Raw genomic sequence first — 16256 nt, 5'->3', positions numbered from 1 at the left:
GCCCGTGCGAAAACGGCCCGCTACCCCGTCCGCCTGCGCCGCAACCGCATGATCCCCGCCGCCGCCCGCGCGCGCTGGACGACCTCGTCCGCCGGGACGGCCGGGCAGTAGACGGTGAGTGCTCGGGGCCGCTTGCGGACGTACAACGCGTCGGGCGCGGAGGCCGCCTCGCCGTCGTGGGCGAGGTGGGAGATGCCCTCAAGGCCCCCGATCCGCACCTCGGGCGCCAGCGCGGACTCGTAGACCGGTGACCGCCCCAGCGTGCCGGTCAACGCGGCGAGCACCGCGCGGGTGCGGGCGAGGCGGTGCCGGGCGTCGACCGCGCGCAGGTCGAGCAGGCCGTCGTCGAGCCGCGGCCGGTAGGCGGGGGCGAAGCCGGCGGGCGCGTAGTCGCAGTTCCCCGCGAACAGCAGCCAGACGCGGCGCGGCTCGCCGTCGATCGTCACCTCCATGGGGACCGCCCCGCGCAGCACCCGCGCCAGCGCGACCGCCGCGGCCGGCCACTTCCCGATCCGCCCCTCAAGGGCCTCGCGCCGCCGCACCAGCTCGGGGTACAGGCCGATCCCGAACGTGTTCAGGAAGCGGAACGCCTCCTCGGGACCCTCCCCGCCCTCCGCGACCGCCTCCGCGAGGTCCACCCGGACCGCCTCTCCCGCGACCACCGCCTCCGCGGTGTCCTCGAAGACCTGCACCCCCAGGTCGCCGGCGAAGTGGTTGAGCGTGCCCCCGGGGAACACCGCGAGCGGCAGGCCGCGCGCGCAGGCCACACCGGCCGCCGCGTTCACCGTCCCGTCCCCGCCGCACACCCCGAGCGCGGCCCCGCCGGCCGCCTCGTCGAGCAGCCGCCCCAGGTCGTCGCCCGGCCCGCACTCGACGACGTCCGCACCCGGCAGCAGCGCCCGGAGCCTTACGGCCGCGTCGACGGACCCGCCGCCGCCCGCGCCGGTGTTGACGAGGATGCCCAGGCCCCGTCCGCCGGGCAGGGCGGGCGCGTCGCCGGGCGTCCGGTGCGGGACGGCGCGCTGCGGGCGCGGCGGCCAGTACCTGCAGGTCACCAGGGCTGCGCCGGCGCCGAGCGCGCAGCCGGCGAGGACGTCGCCGGGGTAGTGCACGCCGGTCCACACCCGGGAGAACGCGACGGCCGCGGCGACCGGTGCCAGCAGGGCGCCGTAGCGGGTCGACTCCAGCGCGACGCCGGTCACGAACGCGGCCGCGGAGGCGGAGTGGCCGGACGGGAACGACAGCGTCGCCGGCTGCCGGCCGAGGCGCCGTCCGACCGGCACCCCGGCCAGCGCCGGGCGCCGCCGTCCGACGGTCCACTTCGCGACCGTGTTCGCGGTCACCGAGGCCACCGTGACGGCCGCCAGGCCCCGTGCCGCGGCCCGCCGCGCCCGGTGCCCGCCGACGGCCGCGAGGACCCCCGCGCAGCCGCCCCACAGCCGCCCGTGGTCCGCCGCCCGGCTCAGCCCCCGCAGCCCGCGGTCGAGCGCGGGTGCCTCCGGCAGCCCCGCCACCCACCGGAACACCCGCCTGTCCACCGCGCCGAGCCCGCGATCACCCATCGCTCCAGCCAACCGGACGGCCTTGCGGCTGTCTCCCGGGCCCGGCCCGTCCGGGTGACCGCGGACGGTCAGGGGTGCGGGGCGGGGGGTGGGCCGGGGTGCGGCGCGGTGCTTGGGTCGGGGCGCGGGTCGGGGCGTGGTCGTTCGGGCCGGAGCACGGCCTCGCTGCCCAGGGGGACGAACCCGCAGGCCAGGAAGGCGCGCAGCGAGCGGGCGTTGCCCGGTGACACCGCGGCGAAGACCGGCTCGCCCTCCGGGACCAGCGAGAGCGCGTCGGCGAGCAGCCCCCGCCCCGCTCCCCGGCCCCCGCGCTCGGGCGCGTGCAGCTCGATGCTCAGCTCGCGCCGTCCGGCGAGACCGGCCGACAGCGTGACCAGGCCGCGGTCGTCGCCGTACACCCGCACGCCGGTCCGCAGCCCGCGCGCGTAGCGGACCCGCGGATGGTCGTCGGCCTCGGCGCCCAGCTCCGCGAGCCGCGGCGGACCGCCCACGCCCGGCGCTGCGAGCGTCGCGTCGATGCAGCCGATCTCGCCGCCGGGTCCGGCCAGCGCTCTCAGGAAGTCCGGTGCGAACGACCCGCCGAACCCGTCGGGCTTGAGGGAGTGCACTTCGGGCGCCGGCACGGAGGTGGCGACCACCGCGTGCCCGGTGAACCCGACCGAGCACTCCAGGCCGCCGCTCAGTGCCGGCAGGACGGTCACCTCCCCGTCGCACGGCGGGAAGCGCCCCTCGAAGGCGTCGGTGAAGTAGGCGAGCAGCGGGTGCGGGTCAGTCACGGCCGGCCACCTCATGGGCGAGGAAGTCGAGCAGGACGGCGTTGAAGCGCGCGGGCTGCTCCGCACCGGGCAGGTGCCCTGCGCCCTCCACGACGGCCAACCGCGCGTGCGGCACGAGGCCGCGGATCGCCTCCGCCTCCGCGACCGGCGTGTAGACGTCGTCCGCGCCGACGACGACCAGGACCGGCTCCTCGACGGACCGCAACGTGTCCGCGTAGTCCGGCCGTTCGGCCCGTCCGCGCAGGGCCGCCGCGGCACCGCGCGGATCGGTGGCGCGCATCATCCCGAGGACGTGTTCCGCGACTTCGGGCATCGCGGCGACGTTGTACGCGGCGAGCATCTTGTCGATGACCTCTCCCGCGTAGCCGTCCATCCCCTCCGCGAGCAGCCGGTCGGCCAGCGCGTTGCGGAACGCCTTCCCCTCGGCGCTCTCCGCCCGCGCGGAGGTGTCCGACAGGACGAGCCCCCGCACCCGCCGCGGATGGCGACCGCGGAACTCCATCGCGATCTGCCCTCCCATGGACACCCCGCCGACCACCGCCCGCTCCACGCCCAGGTGGTCGAGCAGCGCCGCGAGGTCGTCGGCGAAGTCCGCGAGCAGCACCCTCCCCGGCGTGACCCCGCTCCGCCCGTACCCCCGCAGATCAGGCGCGACGACCCGCCACCCGGCCCCCGTGAGCGCCCCCGCCTGCGGTTCCCACAACGTGCGGTCGAACGGATGCCCGTGCACGAGCACCACCACCGCCCCGTCCGCCGCCCCGAAGTCGTCGTACTCCAACGTGACACCGCGCACCCCTATGGCGTTCATCCCCGGACCCTAGCCCCGCGATCACCGCCACACACGCCAAAGAGCCCCGCCCGGATCTCTCCGGGCGGGGCTCTCAGCTGCGGTGGACCTGTGGGGATTTGAACCCCAGACCCCCTCGATGCGAACGAGGTGCGCTACCAGACTGCGCCACAGGCCCTTGCAACGAGTGAAACTCTAGCACCCCGATCGGGGTGGTCGGAAATCGGTTCCGGGGTGGGCCGGGGTGAGCCGGGTCACCCGGGTGGGTGGGAGGAAGGGGCAGGTCAGCGGGGCGGGGGCGGCGAGGGGCTATTCGTTGGCCGCGCGGGGGCGGTCGGGGTCGGCCTGCTGGTCGAAGAGGGGGGTGCGGCCGCGGGAGCGGCGGCCCGCGGGAGGACGGCGCAGGGAGGACTGGGGCGGGTCGGCCTCGTCGGCAGGGGCGGGGCCGGCGGCGGGGTCCGGGGCCGGGGTGGAGACGGAGGAGCGGTCCGGGCTCCAGGTGTCGCGGGCGTCGGCGTCGGGCGCCTGGGTGGCGCGCGGGGCGACGGGGGCCGTCACGTAGGTGGGCAGCGGGACGGGGACCGGCTCCCAGCTCTCGCCGTGCGCCCGCCCGCCGCGCTCCCGGTCGCGCTGCTGGTCGAGCCACTCCGCGTGGTCGGTCTGCTCGACGAGGGCGCGCCGGTCGGCCGCGTACGGCGACGGCTCGGGGGCCTCGACGGGCGGCGCGGCGGCCTCGGGCTCCGCGGCCTCCGGGGCGGGGGCCGGGTGCGGGCGGCGGCGGGCGCGTCCGTCGCGGTCGCCGCCCGCGCGGAGCCGCTGCGCGGCGTCCTCGGCGCGGCGGCGGTCCATGACGAACACGAAGCGGCGCCGCTCCTGGGCCCGCAGGTGGACGATGTACGCGCTGAGCAGCAGCGCGGGCACCGCCGGCGCCCAGAGCAGGCGCAGGCCCCCGACGGCCGCGACGACGGCGCCGATCGTGAAGGCGAGGAAGAGCACCATGGTGGTGCGGCGGCGTCGGGCGAGAACCGTCTTACGCCGTTTCCGGGCCACCTCGGCCTCGGTGGGGCGTCTGCGGGCGGGTCGGCGACCGGCCGCCGGGCGCCCGGGGTCCGGGCGGTCCGCCGGCGGGCCGTCGGCGGGCGCGGGGCGCCGGACGTCGGTGCGGGGCTCGGCGAAACCGCGGACGTCGACGGACCCGGTCAGGGGGCCCGGGGCGTCCGCCGCGGACGCGCCGCGCTCCTCGTCCGCCGCGTCGCCGCGTTCGCGCAGGTCCTTGGCGTACCGCCGCTCCATCGCCGCCCGGCCCGACAAGAGCCGGATGGCGGTGCTGAAGCGCTCCGTCGGACGGGCCTCGTTGAGCTCGTCCTGCCTGCGGAGCCACATCGGCACCAGGTAGGCGGCCCAGGCCCCGACGATGACTGCGTAGATGAGGCCGCTGCTGCTCACGCGTCACACGGTAGAGGGGTTCACGCAAGCCCATCCGCCAATTGGGCCGGTGTGTCGCACGATCTGTCTGATAAGTCGAAACTTTTTTACGATTGTCGAGATCAACATCCCGCAGATCCGGTCAACTGACCGCTAGAATCGAACGTTTATGTCATTTCTCGGCGCGGGGAGCGTTCCTGGACCGCGCCTGGTGCCAGCGCCGCACCAGACCCTCGGGAACCTCCTCGGCGGTGAGCGCGAACACCAAGTGGTCGCGCCAGTCCCCGTCGATGTGGAGGTAGCGCGGGCGCAACCCCTCCTGGCGGAAGCCGAGTTTCTCGACCACGCGGCGGCTCGGCAGGTTCTCCGGGCGAATGCACACCTCGACGCGGTGCAGCCCGACCGACCGGAAGCAGTGGTCGACGGCGAGCGCGACGGCGGTGGGCATCACGCCCCGTCCCGCGACCGCCGCGTCCACCCAGTACCCGACGTGCCCGGAGCACATCGATCCCCAGGTGATGCCCGCGACCGTCAACTGGCCGACGACCTGGCCCCGGTACTCGACGACGAACGGCAGCATCCGGCCGGCGTTGGCCTCGGCCCTCAGGTGGCGCACCATCTGCCGGTAGGTGGGCCGCCGCGCGGGCGGGCCGCCGGGAGCGGGCGGCGGTACGGTCGCCTCCCAGGGGCGCAGCCACTCCCGGTTGCGCTGGTTGACCTCCCGCCAGACGCGCTGGTCCCGGTGCCTTATCGGGCGGAGGGTGACGTCGCCGTCGGTCAGCTCGACCGGCCAGAAGGGGGTCATGCCTCGTCGGCCGCTCTCGGGTGGTCGCCGCCGCGCAGCTGCTCGACGGCGTGCGGCAGCAGGGGCGCGAGGACGGCCAGGCCGTCGCGCACGCCCCCGGAGGAGCCGGGCAGGTTGACGATGAGGGTGCGTCCGGCGACGCCCGCGAGCCCCCGGGAGAGGGCGGCGGTAAGCACCTTCTCGCGGCCGTGCGCGCGGATCGCCTCGGGGATGCCTGGGACCTCGAAGGCGATCACCTTGCGGGTGGCCTCGGGGGTGGCGTCGGTCGGGGAGACGCCGGTGCCGCCGGTGGTCAGGATGACGTCGTAGCCGGCGTCCACGCCCGCGCGGAGGGCCGCTTCGACGGGATCGCCGTCCGGGACGACCTGGGGGCCCTCCACGGCGAAGCCGAGGGCGCGCAGGGCCTCGGCGATGCGGGGGCCGCCGGTGTCGGCGTAGACGCCGGCGGCGGCGCGGTTGGAGGCGGTGACGACGAGGGCGCGGGGGGCGTCGTGCGCCGTGTCACGCGGCTCCCCGCCCGGGTGCGGTTTCGGGCTCGTACCCGGCTCCGGGCTCATGCGCGGCTCCAGTCCCCGGACTTGCCGCCGGTCTTGGTCTCCACGCGGACGTCGCTGATGACGGCCGCCTTGTCCACCGCCTTGACCATGTCGACGACCGTCAGCGCGGCGACGGAGACCGCCGTCAGGGCCTCCATCTCGACGCCGGTGCGGTCGGTGGTCCTGACCGTCGCGAGGATCTCGACGGCGTCGTCGGCGACGGCCAGGTCGAGCTGCACCCCGGAGAGCGCCAGCGGGTGGCAGAGCGGGATCAGGTCCGGGGTGCGCTTGGCCCCCATGATGCCCGCGATGCGGGCGGTGGCCAGGGCGTCGCCCTTGGGCACCCCCTCACCGCGCAGCAGCTCGACCACCCGGGGCGAGACCAGGACCCGGCCCGAGGCACGAGCGGTCCGCGCGGTGACGTCCTTTTCCGAGACGTCGACCATGCGGGCCGCCCCGGCCTCGTCGAGGTGCGTGAGGGTGCTGCTGGCGTGCTGCTCAGTGGTCATGTGCGGTGGCGCTCCCAGACGGGCGGGTGGGGCAGCAACGGTACCGGCCCGCGCGGCCGCCGGAACTCGGGCGGGTCGAGGGTTGGCCGAGGGCTAGTCGAGGAGGACGACGGTGACCTGGTCGCCCGGTGCGACCGACGCGGTGTCCTCGGGGACGACGATCAGCGCGTTCGCGTGCGCCAGGGCGGCGATCAGGTGGGAGCCGGAGCCGCCGACCGGCGACACCGCACCGCTTGCCGCGTCGTAGCGCCCCCGCAGGAACTGCCGGCGGCCGGACGGCGACGTCAGGGGCCGCTCCGACGTGAGTTCGGCGACCGCGGTCGACCGGTGGACACGGCTCTCCGGCAGCCCCATAAGGGTGCGGATGACGGGCCGCACGAAGAGCTCGAAGGAGACGTACGACGAGACCGGGTTGCCCGGCAGGGCGAGCAGCGGGGTGCGGTCGGGACCGATCGTCCCGAAGCCCTGCGGTTTGCCGGGCTGCATGGCGAGCTTGCGGAAGTCGACCCCGCGCCGCGCGTCACCGTGGTCGTCGTCCTGGGGCTCGTCGTCCTCGCGGCCGTCGACCGTGGCCAAGGCCTCCTTCACGACGTCGTACGCCCCGACGCTGACCCCGCCGGTGGTGACGAGGAGGTCCGCGCGGACGAGCTGGTCCTCGATGGTCGCCCGCAGCGTCGCCGCGTCGTCACCCACCGCGCCCACCCGGTAGGCGAGCGCGCCGGCGTCGCGGGCGGCGGCGGCCAGGGCGAAGCTGTTGGAGTCGTAGATCTGACCGGCGGCCAGCTCCTGGCCGGGCTGGACGAGTTCGGTCCCGGTGGAGAGCACGACCACGCGCGGGCGCGGCCTGACGCGCACCGTGGCGCGGCCGATCGCGGCCAGCAGGGCGATCTGCGGGGGGCCGACGACCGTTCCGGCGGCGAGCGCCAGCTCGCCCGCGCGGACGTCGCTGCCGCGCGCCCGGACGTGCGCCCGGGCTTCGGCGGGTCGGTGCACCCGGACGTGGCCCGTGGCCCCCTCGGGCGCGCTCGCGGCGGCCCGCATACCGGTGGCGGGCCCCTCGCCGGTGCCGCCGTCGGTCCACTCGACGGGGACGACGGCCTCGGCGCCGGGGGGCAGCGGGGCGCCGGTCATGATGCGCGCGGCCTGGCCCGAGCCGACGGTCGGCAGCTCGCCGCTGCCGGCCGCCACGTCCCCGACGACCGCGAGGACGGCCGGGGACTGCTCACTCGCCCCGGCCACGTCGGCCGTGCGGACCGCGTACCCGTCCATGGAGCTGTTGTCGAAGGGGGGCAGCGCGACGGGCACCCGGACGTCCTCGACGAGGACGCAGCCCTGGGCGTCGGCAAGCTGCAGCTCGATGGGTTCCAGCGGGCGGATCGCCCCCAGGACGTCCGCCAGGTGCTCCGCCACCGACCAGACGCGCTCCCCCGCCGCCGTGCTCGTGCTCACGGTGTCTGCATCTCCTCGGTGACGTAGCCGCGCAGCCAGGTCCGGAACTCGGGTCCGAGGTCCTCCCGTTCGCAGGCGAGCCTGACGATGGCCCTCAGGTAATCGCCCCGGTCGCCGGTGTCGTAGCGGCGGCCCTTGAAGACGACGCCGTGGACGGGGCCGCCCAGGGACGGGTCCTCGGCCAGGTGCTTGAGGGCGTCGGTGAGCTGGATCTCCCCTCCGCGGCCCGGCTCGGTGGTGCGCAGCACGCCGAAGACGGAGGCGTCCAGGACGTAGCGGCCGATGACGGCGTAGTGGGACGGGGCCTCGCCCTTGGCGGGCTTCTCGACGAGGTCGGTGACCTTGACGACGTCGCCGTCGGCGGTCGGCTCGACGGCCGCGCAGCCGTAGAGGTGGATCTGCTCCGGGTCGACCTCCATGAGGGCGACGACGCTGCCGCCGTGCTCCGCCTGCACGTCGACCATCCGCTGGAGCAGCGGGTCGCGCGGGTCGATCAGGTCGTCGCCCAGGAGGACGGCGAAGGGCTCGTCGCCGACGTGCGGGGCAGCGCACAGGACGGCGTGACCGAGCCCCTTGGGGTCGCCCTGGCGGACGTAGTGCATGGTCGCCAGGTCGCTGGACTCCTGCACGCGCGCCAGGCGGTCCTCGTCGCCCTTCTTCAGGAGGGCCGACTCCAGCTCGTAGTTGCGGTCGAAGTGGTCCTCCAGGGGCCGCTTGTTGCGACCGGTGACCATCAGCACGTCGGAGAGCCCGGCCGCCTTGGCCTCCTCGACCACGTACTGGATGGCGGGTTTGTCGACGACCGGCAGCATCTCCTTGGGAGTGGCCTTGGTGGCCGGGAGGAACCTGGTGCCGAGACCCGCTGCGGGGATGACAGCCTTGCTGATCCTGGGGCGTGCAGTCATGCCCCGCACCATATCGGCTGGGAAGGGACGGACGGGTGGCCGCTCGGGCGATTCGCCGGCCCGCCCCGCAGGGAGAAAGGTCGGTGCGCGCACCATGGCCACGAACGCCGGTGACGGTCCTGAGAGCGTCCCCGATGAGGCGGCGTCGGGCGGAGTGCCCGAGGAGGCCGCCAAGCACGCGCTGAGGCGGGAACTGCTGGCCGCGCGCCGTGCGCTGACGGACGGGCAGGTAGCTTCCTCGGGCGCCGCTCTCGCCCGAGCGGCCGTCACGCTCCCGGAGCTGGCGGACGCCCGCACGGTCGCCGCCTACGTCTCGGTGGGCCGCGAGCCGGGCACCCTGCCGCTCCTGGACGCGCTCCTGGCGCGGGGGGTCCGGGTGCTGCTGCCGGTTCTGCTGCCCGACAACGACCTCGACTGGGCGGCCTACGGCGGCCCGCAGGGGCTCGTGGCGGGTCCGCGCGGCCTGCGGGAGCCCTCGGGGCCGCGGCTGGGCCCCGACGCGGTCCTGAAGGCCGACGCGGTGCTGCTGCCGGGGCTCGCCGTCGACACCCGCGGCATGCGGCTGGGGCGCGGCGGCGGCTCCTACGACCGGGTGCTCGCGCGCCTCGACGCAGCCGGGGCGCGCCCGGCGCTGGTGGTCCTGCTGCACGAGGGCGAGGTCCGCGCACAGGTGCCGTCGCTGGCGCACGACCGGCCGGTGCAGGCGGCGGTGACGCCCTCGGGGGTGCGCCGGTTCACGGACGGGGCGGCCTGAGGACCGCCGCCGCCGTCGTCGTGGACGGCGAAGGGCCCGCCCCTGGGGGGCGGGCCCGGCAGCGGTCCTCAGGGACGCAGCACCATGGAGTCGCCGTCCTCGTCGACGGACTTCTTCACCGCCTGCTCGGTGTAGGGCCAGGGCAGCAGTTCGCCGGCGGCCCACTTGTCGGTCTGGTCGGTGTAGTGCGGGCTGTAGGCGTGCCCGGAGGCCCCGGTGAGGTTGATCCACTGGGACTTGTCGAAGTCGGCCAGGTTCACGACCATCCGCATCGAGGGCACCCAGATGACCTCGTAGCCCGTCGCCGCGTTCCAGCCGGTGGCGTCGACCGCCGCCTCGCCGCCGCCGAGGTTCCAGGGACCGCGGTTGAGCAGCCACTGGAGAGCTCCCGGGCCGCTCTTGCCGAGCGTCTGGTGCGTCAGGGTCAACCGGTGCAGCCTGCCCCAGCTCCAGGTGTCGATGTCGTTGCCGAGCTTGGCGGTCAGCTCCCAGCGGGCGTCCTCCATGGCCCGCTCGAACAGCTCGTCGCGGTTGGTGGCCGGGTCGTCGTTGCGGTGCTTGCCCGGGGCCTGCCACCAGGGGCTGTCCGCGTCGTCGAGGATCGACCGCACGACCTCGTACCAGCGGTCGCCGCCGTCGGGCTGCGCGGAGCCCGAGTCCCGCTCGCCGCACTCGCGCACCCGCTTGTCGGGGTTGTCGAGCAGCTGCTGGGGGTCGGCCGGCGGCACCGAGATGCAGTCGCCGTCCGCGCGCAGCTCCTTGGGCAGCTTGTTGCCGAAGGCCAGCTTGAGGATGTTGCTCCAGACCGCGTTGAAGTAGGCGGCGCCGGGCGAGTCGGAGTCCTGGCTGCCGTCCCAGCCCTCGAGGAGCTTCTGCGCCTCGCGGATCTTGGGGTCGTCGACGTCGATCTTCAGGAGGAGCGGTTTCAGCGTCTTGGCGATGTCGCTGGCGTTGTCCATCTGCATGGTTCGCATGTCCTCGGTGGAGATGAGCACCCCGTCGTCGATCTTCGACTGGATCAGGTCGTTGATGCGCTGGCTGCGCGCGCCGTAGCCCCAGTCCTTGGTGAGCAGGTAGGGGTACTCGTCCTCGTCGATGACGGCCTGGTTCGCGGTGACGATGTAGCCCCGCTTCGGGTTGTACTCCCAGGGCAGTGCGTCCTCGGGGATCCAGCCCTTCCAGCGGTAGTCGGAGTCCCAGCCGGGCTGCGGGGTCGTGCCGTCGACGCCCTTGGCGCGCACCGGGATGCGGCCGGGGGCCTGGTAGCCGATGTTGCCCGCGCGGTCGGCGTAGACGAGGTTCTGCGAGGGCACCTCGAAGTCCTTCGCGGCGGCCTTGAACTCCTGGAAGTCCTTGGCGCGGTTGAGCGCGAAGACGGCCTCCATGGTCTTCCCGGGCTCCAGGGCGGTCCAGCGCAGGGAGACCGCGTAGCCGTCGCCCCGGTCGGGCGCGGAGGCGCCCACGGGGGCCTCCTTGCCGACGTCCTTGAGTTCGTCGCTGCGGTCCGACAGGACGGGGCCGTTGTCCGTCGAGCGGACGGTGATGGTCCGCGAGGCGCCGCCGGCGACCTTGATGACCTCCTCGCGCGTCTCGAAGGCGCGCTCCTTGCCGTCGTACTCGTACCCGTCGCCCTGGAGCTTCTCCAGGTACAGGTCGGTGACGTCGGCGCCGAGGTTGGTCAGCCCCCAGGCGATCTCCTGGTTGTGGCCGATGACGACGCCGGGCATGCCGGAGAAGGTGTAACCCGACACGTCGTAGGAGCACTTCGCGCTGAGGCTGCGGCAGTGCAGGCCCATCTGGTACCAGAGCGAGGGGAGCTGCGGGGCGAGGTGCGGGTCGTTGGCCAGGAGCGGCTTGCCGGTGGTCGTGTACTTGCCCGCCACCACCCAGGAGTTGGAGCCGATGCCGGTGCCGTTCGGGCCGAGCAGTTCGGGCACCTCGTCCAGGGCGTCGGCGACGCCGGCCAGCTGGGTCTGCGCCCCGGCGGACTCCAGATCGCCCTGCGCGCCCGTCTCCGCGGCTCCGGCCGTCCCGGCGGCCCCGTCCGTCACCGTGCCCGTTCCCGGGCCCGCTGCGGCCGTTCCGGCGCCCGTACCGGTGCCAGTCTCTTCCGTCCCCGTCCCCGTCCCGGAGCCGTCGGCCGTCGAGCTGCCGCCCGTGGACGTGCCCTTGGGATCGAACGTCTTGCCGGCGGCGTCGACGGCCCCGTTCCGGATGATCGGCTTGTTCTTGTCGAACGGGTACTCCGGGTAGAGCTGCGCGATCTGCTTCTCGCTCAGCCGGCTGTGCATCAGCGAGCGGTCGATCTCGTCCTGCATGTTGCCGCGCAGGTCCCACGCCATCGCCTTGAGCCAGGCGACGGAGTCGACCGGGGTCCAGTCCTGGGGGGCGTAGTCGTTGGTGAGGTTCAGAGCCGCGTACTCGACCGAGATGTCCTTGCCCTCCTTGCCCTGGAGGTAGGCGTTGACGCCCTTGGAGTAGGCCTGGAGGTTCCGCTTCGTCTCCGGCGACAGGAGCTCGTCGTACTCCTTCTGCGCGGTCTCCCGCCAGCCGAGCGTGCGCAGGAACGAGTCCGTCTTGACGAGGTCCTTGCCGAACATCTCCGAGAGCCGGCCCGCGGTGGTGTGCCGGCGGACGTCCATCTCCCAGAAGCGGTCCTGCGCCTGCACGTAGCCCTGGGCCATGAACAGGTCGGCGTCGGTGTCGGCGTAGATCTGCGGGATGCCGTGGGCGTCGCGCTTCACGTCCACGCTGTTGCCGAGGCCTTCGAGCCGGAGTGATCCGGTCGTCTGCGGGAAGGAGGCGCGGACCGTGCTGATGCTCCAGTACGTACCGAAGGCAACACCTCCGACCAGCGCCAGCGCGAGGACGATCACGATGAGGCGGGTGCGTCGCCCCTTCTTCTTGCGAGAGGGGGCGGTGGTGTTGGCGGGCATCGCTGTCCTTCGAGGGGCAGGGTGGTCCTGAGTGCTGGAGCAACCATAGGCGCACTGCTTATAGGGCTTTCGCGCGGACCGGTGGTCTCCCTCCCGGCGACGCGGCGGACGGCGGCGATCCGCCCGCACACGCATCGGCGCGAAGGGGGGCGAAGCAGTCCACGGTGTGCCGCGTCAAGAAGTAGCGTCGAAGGAGAGCGTTAAGGAATCGTCAAAGATTAGGTAAGGTAACGAAACTACCCGGAATCACTCCACCGTCCTCGGCCGCGCGCGACCGGCGGAAGGGCGCGAAGGGAAGGAACGGCCGCTGACTGTCCACGATCTCAACCAGTACCTGCTCGCCAGCTCGTTCGTGCTGCTCGTGGCAGTCGCCGCCGTGCGCCTCTCGTCGCGCAGCGGCCTCCCCAGTCTGCTCGTCTACCTCGGCATAGGGGTGGCGATAGGCCAGGACGGCCTGGGCCTCTCCTTCGACGACGCCCAGTTCACCCAGGTGATCGGGTACGCGGCCCTCGTCGTCATCCTCGCCGAGGGCGGTCTCGGCACGAAGTGGAAGGAGGTCAGGCCGGCCCTGCCGATGGCGGCCGCCCTGTCCACGTTCGGCGTGGCCGTCTCCGTCGGCGTCACCGCGACCGCGGCGCACTACCTCGTCGGCCTGGAGTGGCAGCAGGCCCTCATCATCGGCGCGGTCGTCTCGTCCACCGACGCTGCGGCGGTCTTCTCGGTGCTGCGCAAGGTGCCCCTGCCGTCCCGGATCATCGGCACCCTGGAGGCCGAGTCCGGTTTCAACGACGCACCCGTCGTGATCCTGGTCGTCGCCTTCTCCACGACAGGCCCGATCGAGCACTGGTACGTGCTGCTCGGGGAGATCACCCTGGAGCTCGCGATCGGCGCGGCCGTCGGTCTCGCGACCGGCTTCCTGGGCGCCTACGGGCTGCGGCACGTCGCCCTGCCCGCCTCGGGCCTCTACCCGATCGCCGTCATGGCCATCGCGGTCCTCGCCTACGCGGGCGGCGCGATGCTGCACGGCAGCGGCTTCCTCGCCGTGTACCTGGCCTCCATGGTGCTCGGCAACTCCCGGCTGCCGCACGCGCCGGCGACCCGGGGCTTCGCCGAGGGCGTCGGATGGATCGCCCAGATCGGCATGTTCGTGCTCCTGGGACTGCTCGTCACCCCGAGCGAGCTGCTGGACGACGCGCTGCCGGCGATCGTCATCGGCCTCGTCCTCACCGTGGTGGCCCGCCCGCTGTCGGTGCACCTCACGCTGCTGCCGTTCCGGGTGCCGTGGCCGGAGCAGGTCCTGATGTCCTGGGCCGGGCTGCGCGGGGCCGTGCCCATCATCCTGGCGACCATCCCGATGGTCGCCGGCATCGAGGGCAGCGAACGCGCCTTCAACATCGTGTTCGTCCTGGTCGTCGTCTACACGCTCATCCAGGGACCCACTCTCCCCTGGCTGGCCAAGGTGCTCCGGCTCGGCAACGACGACGCCGCCGAGCTCGACATCGAGTCGGCGCCCCTGGAGCGCCTACGCGGCCACCTGCTGTCCGTCGCCATCCCCGAGAAGTCCAGGATGCACGGCGTCGAGATCAGCGAGCTGCGCCTGCCGCCGGGGGCGGCGGTCACCCTGGTCGTGCGGGAGGGCAAGAGCTTCGTACCGCTGCCCGCCACCGTGCTGCGCCGCGGCGACGAGCTGCTCGTCGTCGCCACCGACCCGGTGCGCGACGCGGCCGAGCGGCGGCTGCGCGCCGTGGGCCAGGGCGGCAAGCTCGCCGGCTGGCTGCACACGGGAAGCTCCCCCCTGGGCCGCTGAACCGCCTCCCCGAGGAGCCGTCCCCCTGCCGCCGGGCGGGACGGCCCTTCGGGGACGAGCCGGTACCATGGGCGGACGACACGCATCACCGACTCTGCCTGACGTAGAGCCGGCGCGACCGCAAAGCGGCCGCGGTCCCCTTTCGTGCCCGGTCGGCGACCGGGCACACTGCCCCGCCTCCCCGGCCCGGACCGTCGGTATCACTCGGTTCCCGGCGCACGAGGACGGCTCTCGGCGGTCGCCCGCACCACGGGCTCCCGCTACCAGGCGGCAGAAAGGCACGCACCGTGGCATCCACGGTCGCCCCCGACGAGCGCCCCGGATACGGGCTGCTGCTGCGCACCCCGCGCGCCTGGACGTTCCTGCTGCCCGGCTTCGCCGCGCGGCAGCCGTTCGCCATGCTCACCGTCTCGATCCTGCTGCTCGTCCAGCACACCACGGGCTCCTACGGGGTCGCCGGCGCGGTCTCCGCCGCCACCGGCCTGTCCATGGCCGTCTTCGCCCCCTTCAGCGGGCGCCTCGCCGACCGCTTCGGCCAGCGGGCCGTGCTGCTGCCGGGGGTGACCCTGCACGCCGCCTCCGTGCTCGCACTGACCGCCCTCGCGCTCGCCGACGCGCCCCTGTGGGCGCTGTTCGCGGCCGCCGTGCCCACCGGGGCCTCGGTGCCGCAGATCGGGCCCATGGTCCGCTCCCGGTGGGGCGTCAAGCTCGACGGGTCACCGCTGATGTCCACCGCGGCCGCCTTCGAGTCCGTCACCGACGAACTGACCTTCGTCCTGGGCCCGCTGCTCGCGACCGCGCTGTGCACCACGGTGCACCCGGCGGCCGGCCTGGTCGCCGAGGCGACGCTCACCCTGGTCGGCGGTCTGCTGTTCGCCGCCCAGAAGGCCAGCCAGCCCGTCCCCGCGCGCCACGGCGTCGCGCGCGGCGAGCAGCACGCCTCCGCGCTGTCCGTGCCGGGCGTGCGAGTGCTGGTCGTCGCCTTCCTCGGCATCGGCAGCGTCTTCGGAGGCATGCAGATGTCGCTGGCCGCCTACACCGAGTCCATCGGGCAGCCGGGCCTCAACGGCGTGCTCTACGGGGTCTTCGCCGCCGGCAACATGCTCTCCGGGCTCGTCTGCGGCGCGATCGCCTGGAAGGTCGCCCCGCAGCGCCGGCTGCTCGTGGGATACGCGGCGCTCGCCCTCTCCGCCTCGGGCCTCTGGCTCGCGAGCACTCCCCTGGTGCTCGCCGGGATCGGCCTCCTGGTGGGCGTGTCCATCGCGCCGGCCCTGATCACGGGTTACACGCTGGTGGGCGACCTGGTCGCCCCCGGGGCGCGGACGGAGGCGTTCACCTGGCTGACCGGCGCCGTCGCGCTCGGCCAGGCCGCGGCCGCCACGGTCGCCGGCCAGCTGGAGGACCGCCTTGGGGACGGGGCCGGGTTCCTGGTGCCGCTGGGCGGCACCGTGCTCGCGCTGGCGGTCCTGGTGGCCTTCCGTGCGAGGCTCGCACCGCGCGCCCCGGAGCGGGTGGTCGCGCGTGGTGTCCGTCACCGCGTGCCGGTCTCGGTGGACTGATCCGCCGGAATGCGTCACCATGGAGCGTCGTTAGCACTCTGAGAGTGCGAGTGCCAGGAGGAGCAAGTGCCGACCTACCAGTACCAGTGCACCGAGTGCGGCGAGGGCCTCGAGGTGGTGCAGAAGTTCACCGATGACGCCCTGACCGTCTGCCCGAACTGCGAGGGACGCCTCAAGAAGGTGTTCTCGGCGGTCGGCATCGTGTTCAAGGGCTCCGGTTTCTACCGGAACGACAGCCGCGGCTCGTCGTCCAGCAGCTCGCCCGCGACGTCCTCCTCGACGGCCGGTTCGTCGTCCTCGTCGACCGGCTCGTCGTCCTCGGACGCGAAGAGCCCGGCGAAGTCCGAGAGCAAGCCCGCCCCGGCGGCCTCGACCTCCTCGTCGGCTTCGAGCACCTCCGCCGCCTGAGGCATCCGCTTTCCGTAGGGGCCCCGCGCACACCGCGC

At 74.0% G+C, this 16256-nt stretch carries 14 protein-coding genes and 1 tRNA gene; 4 read left to right on the top strand and 11 right to left on the bottom strand.

Translation table 11 applies throughout. The annotated features are described in order from the left end of the window. Positions 1-20: 20 nt before the first annotated feature. The 10 genes from ACFWEG_RS17795 to galU all read right to left on the bottom strand — a co-directional run bounded on the left by ACFWEG_RS17795 (position 21) and on the right by galU (position 8754). The gene (locus tag ACFWEG_RS17795) at positions 21-1562 is read right to left on the bottom strand and encodes a phosphatase PAP2 family protein (RefSeq protein WP_387215973.1); all 1542 of its coding nucleotides are present in this window, start codon (positions 1560-1562) and stop codon (positions 21-23) included. A gap of 68 nt (positions 1563-1630) precedes the next feature. Then, entirely contained in the window at positions 1631-2338 is a 708-nt protein-coding gene (locus ACFWEG_RS17790) for a hypothetical protein (protein WP_387215971.1), read from the bottom strand. Further along, complete coding sequence (locus ACFWEG_RS17785) at positions 2331-3146, bottom strand: alpha/beta fold hydrolase (protein ID WP_387215968.1); 816 nt, start codon at positions 3144-3146, stop codon at positions 2331-2333. Before ACFWEG_RS17785 ends, ACFWEG_RS17790 begins: the two co-directional genes overlap by 8 nt. An 83-nt stretch (positions 3147-3229) precedes the next feature. Beyond that, positions 3230-3303: transfer RNA gene (locus ACFWEG_RS17780), tRNA-Ala, on the bottom strand. Positions 3304-3434: 131 nt separating this feature from the next. Continuing rightward, positions 3435-4571 carry a gephyrin-like molybdotransferase receptor GlpR gene (gene glpR, locus ACFWEG_RS17775; RefSeq protein ID WP_387215964.1) on the bottom strand — a complete coding sequence of 379 codons (1137 nt, stop codon included), beginning with the start codon at positions 4569-4571 and terminating at the stop codon, positions 3435-3437. A gap of 151 nt (positions 4572-4722) precedes the next feature. Then, entirely contained in the window at positions 4723-5355 is a 633-nt protein-coding gene (locus ACFWEG_RS17770) for a GNAT family N-acetyltransferase (RefSeq protein ID WP_387215961.1), read from the bottom strand. Further along, complete coding sequence (locus ACFWEG_RS17765) at positions 5352-5912, bottom strand: molybdenum cofactor biosynthesis protein B (RefSeq protein WP_387215958.1); 561 nt, start codon at positions 5910-5912, stop codon at positions 5352-5354. The genes ACFWEG_RS17770 and ACFWEG_RS17765 overlap by 4 nt, the downstream gene beginning before the upstream one ends. After that, positions 5909-6400, bottom strand: a complete 492-nt coding sequence (gene moaC / locus ACFWEG_RS17760; protein ID WP_387215955.1) for a cyclic pyranopterin monophosphate synthase MoaC — start codon at positions 6398-6400, stop codon at positions 5909-5911. The genes ACFWEG_RS17765 and moaC overlap by 4 nt, the downstream gene beginning before the upstream one ends. Before the next feature lie 93 nt (positions 6401-6493). Then, positions 6494-7849, bottom strand: coding sequence for a gephyrin-like molybdotransferase Glp (glp, locus tag ACFWEG_RS17755; protein WP_387215952.1), 1356 nt, complete (start codon positions 7847-7849; stop codon positions 6494-6496). Further along, positions 7846-8754 (bottom strand): UTP--glucose-1-phosphate uridylyltransferase GalU, encoded by a 909-nt coding sequence (gene galU, locus ACFWEG_RS17750; RefSeq protein ID WP_387215949.1) that lies wholly within the window; start codon positions 8752-8754, stop codon positions 7846-7848. Before galU ends, glp begins: the two co-directional genes overlap by 4 nt. 94 nt (positions 8755-8848) lie before the next feature. Between galU and ACFWEG_RS17745 the strand changes: the two genes are divergently transcribed. Then, entirely contained in the window at positions 8849-9508 is a 660-nt protein-coding gene (locus ACFWEG_RS17745) for a 5-formyltetrahydrofolate cyclo-ligase (protein ID WP_387215946.1), read from the top strand. Positions 9509-9576: 68 nt separating this feature from the next. On the opposite strand, the gene ACFWEG_RS17740 is transcribed toward ACFWEG_RS17745, so the two are convergent. Continuing rightward, positions 9577-12444 (bottom strand): penicillin acylase family protein, encoded by a 2868-nt coding sequence (locus tag ACFWEG_RS17740; protein ID WP_387215943.1) that lies wholly within the window; start codon positions 12442-12444, stop codon positions 9577-9579. Positions 12445-12751: 307 nt separating this feature from the next. Between ACFWEG_RS17740 and ACFWEG_RS17735 the strand changes: the two genes are divergently transcribed. From ACFWEG_RS17735 to ACFWEG_RS17725, 3 genes are all read left to right on the top strand, one after another. After that, the gene (locus ACFWEG_RS17735) at positions 12752-14251 is read left to right on the top strand and encodes a potassium/proton antiporter (protein ID WP_387216004.1); all 1500 of its coding nucleotides are present in this window, start codon (positions 12752-12754) and stop codon (positions 14249-14251) included. A gap of 287 nt (positions 14252-14538) precedes the next feature. Then, the gene (locus ACFWEG_RS17730) at positions 14539-15810 is read left to right on the top strand and encodes an MFS transporter (protein ID WP_387215940.1); all 1272 of its coding nucleotides are present in this window, start codon (positions 14539-14541) and stop codon (positions 15808-15810) included. Between the two features lie 66 nt (positions 15811-15876). After that, positions 15877-16218 (top strand): FmdB family zinc ribbon protein, encoded by a 342-nt coding sequence (locus ACFWEG_RS17725; RefSeq protein WP_387215937.1) that lies wholly within the window; start codon positions 15877-15879, stop codon positions 16216-16218. Positions 16219-16256: the final 38 nt, after the last annotated feature.

It is taken from the genome of Streptomyces sp. NPDC060194 (assembly GCF_042728285.1).
GTDB lineage: Bacteria > Actinomycetota > Actinomycetes > Streptomycetales > Streptomycetaceae > Streptomyces.
The sequence above is the reverse complement of the archived record's forward strand: the minus strand, read 5'-3'. Positions and strand labels throughout refer to the sequence as shown.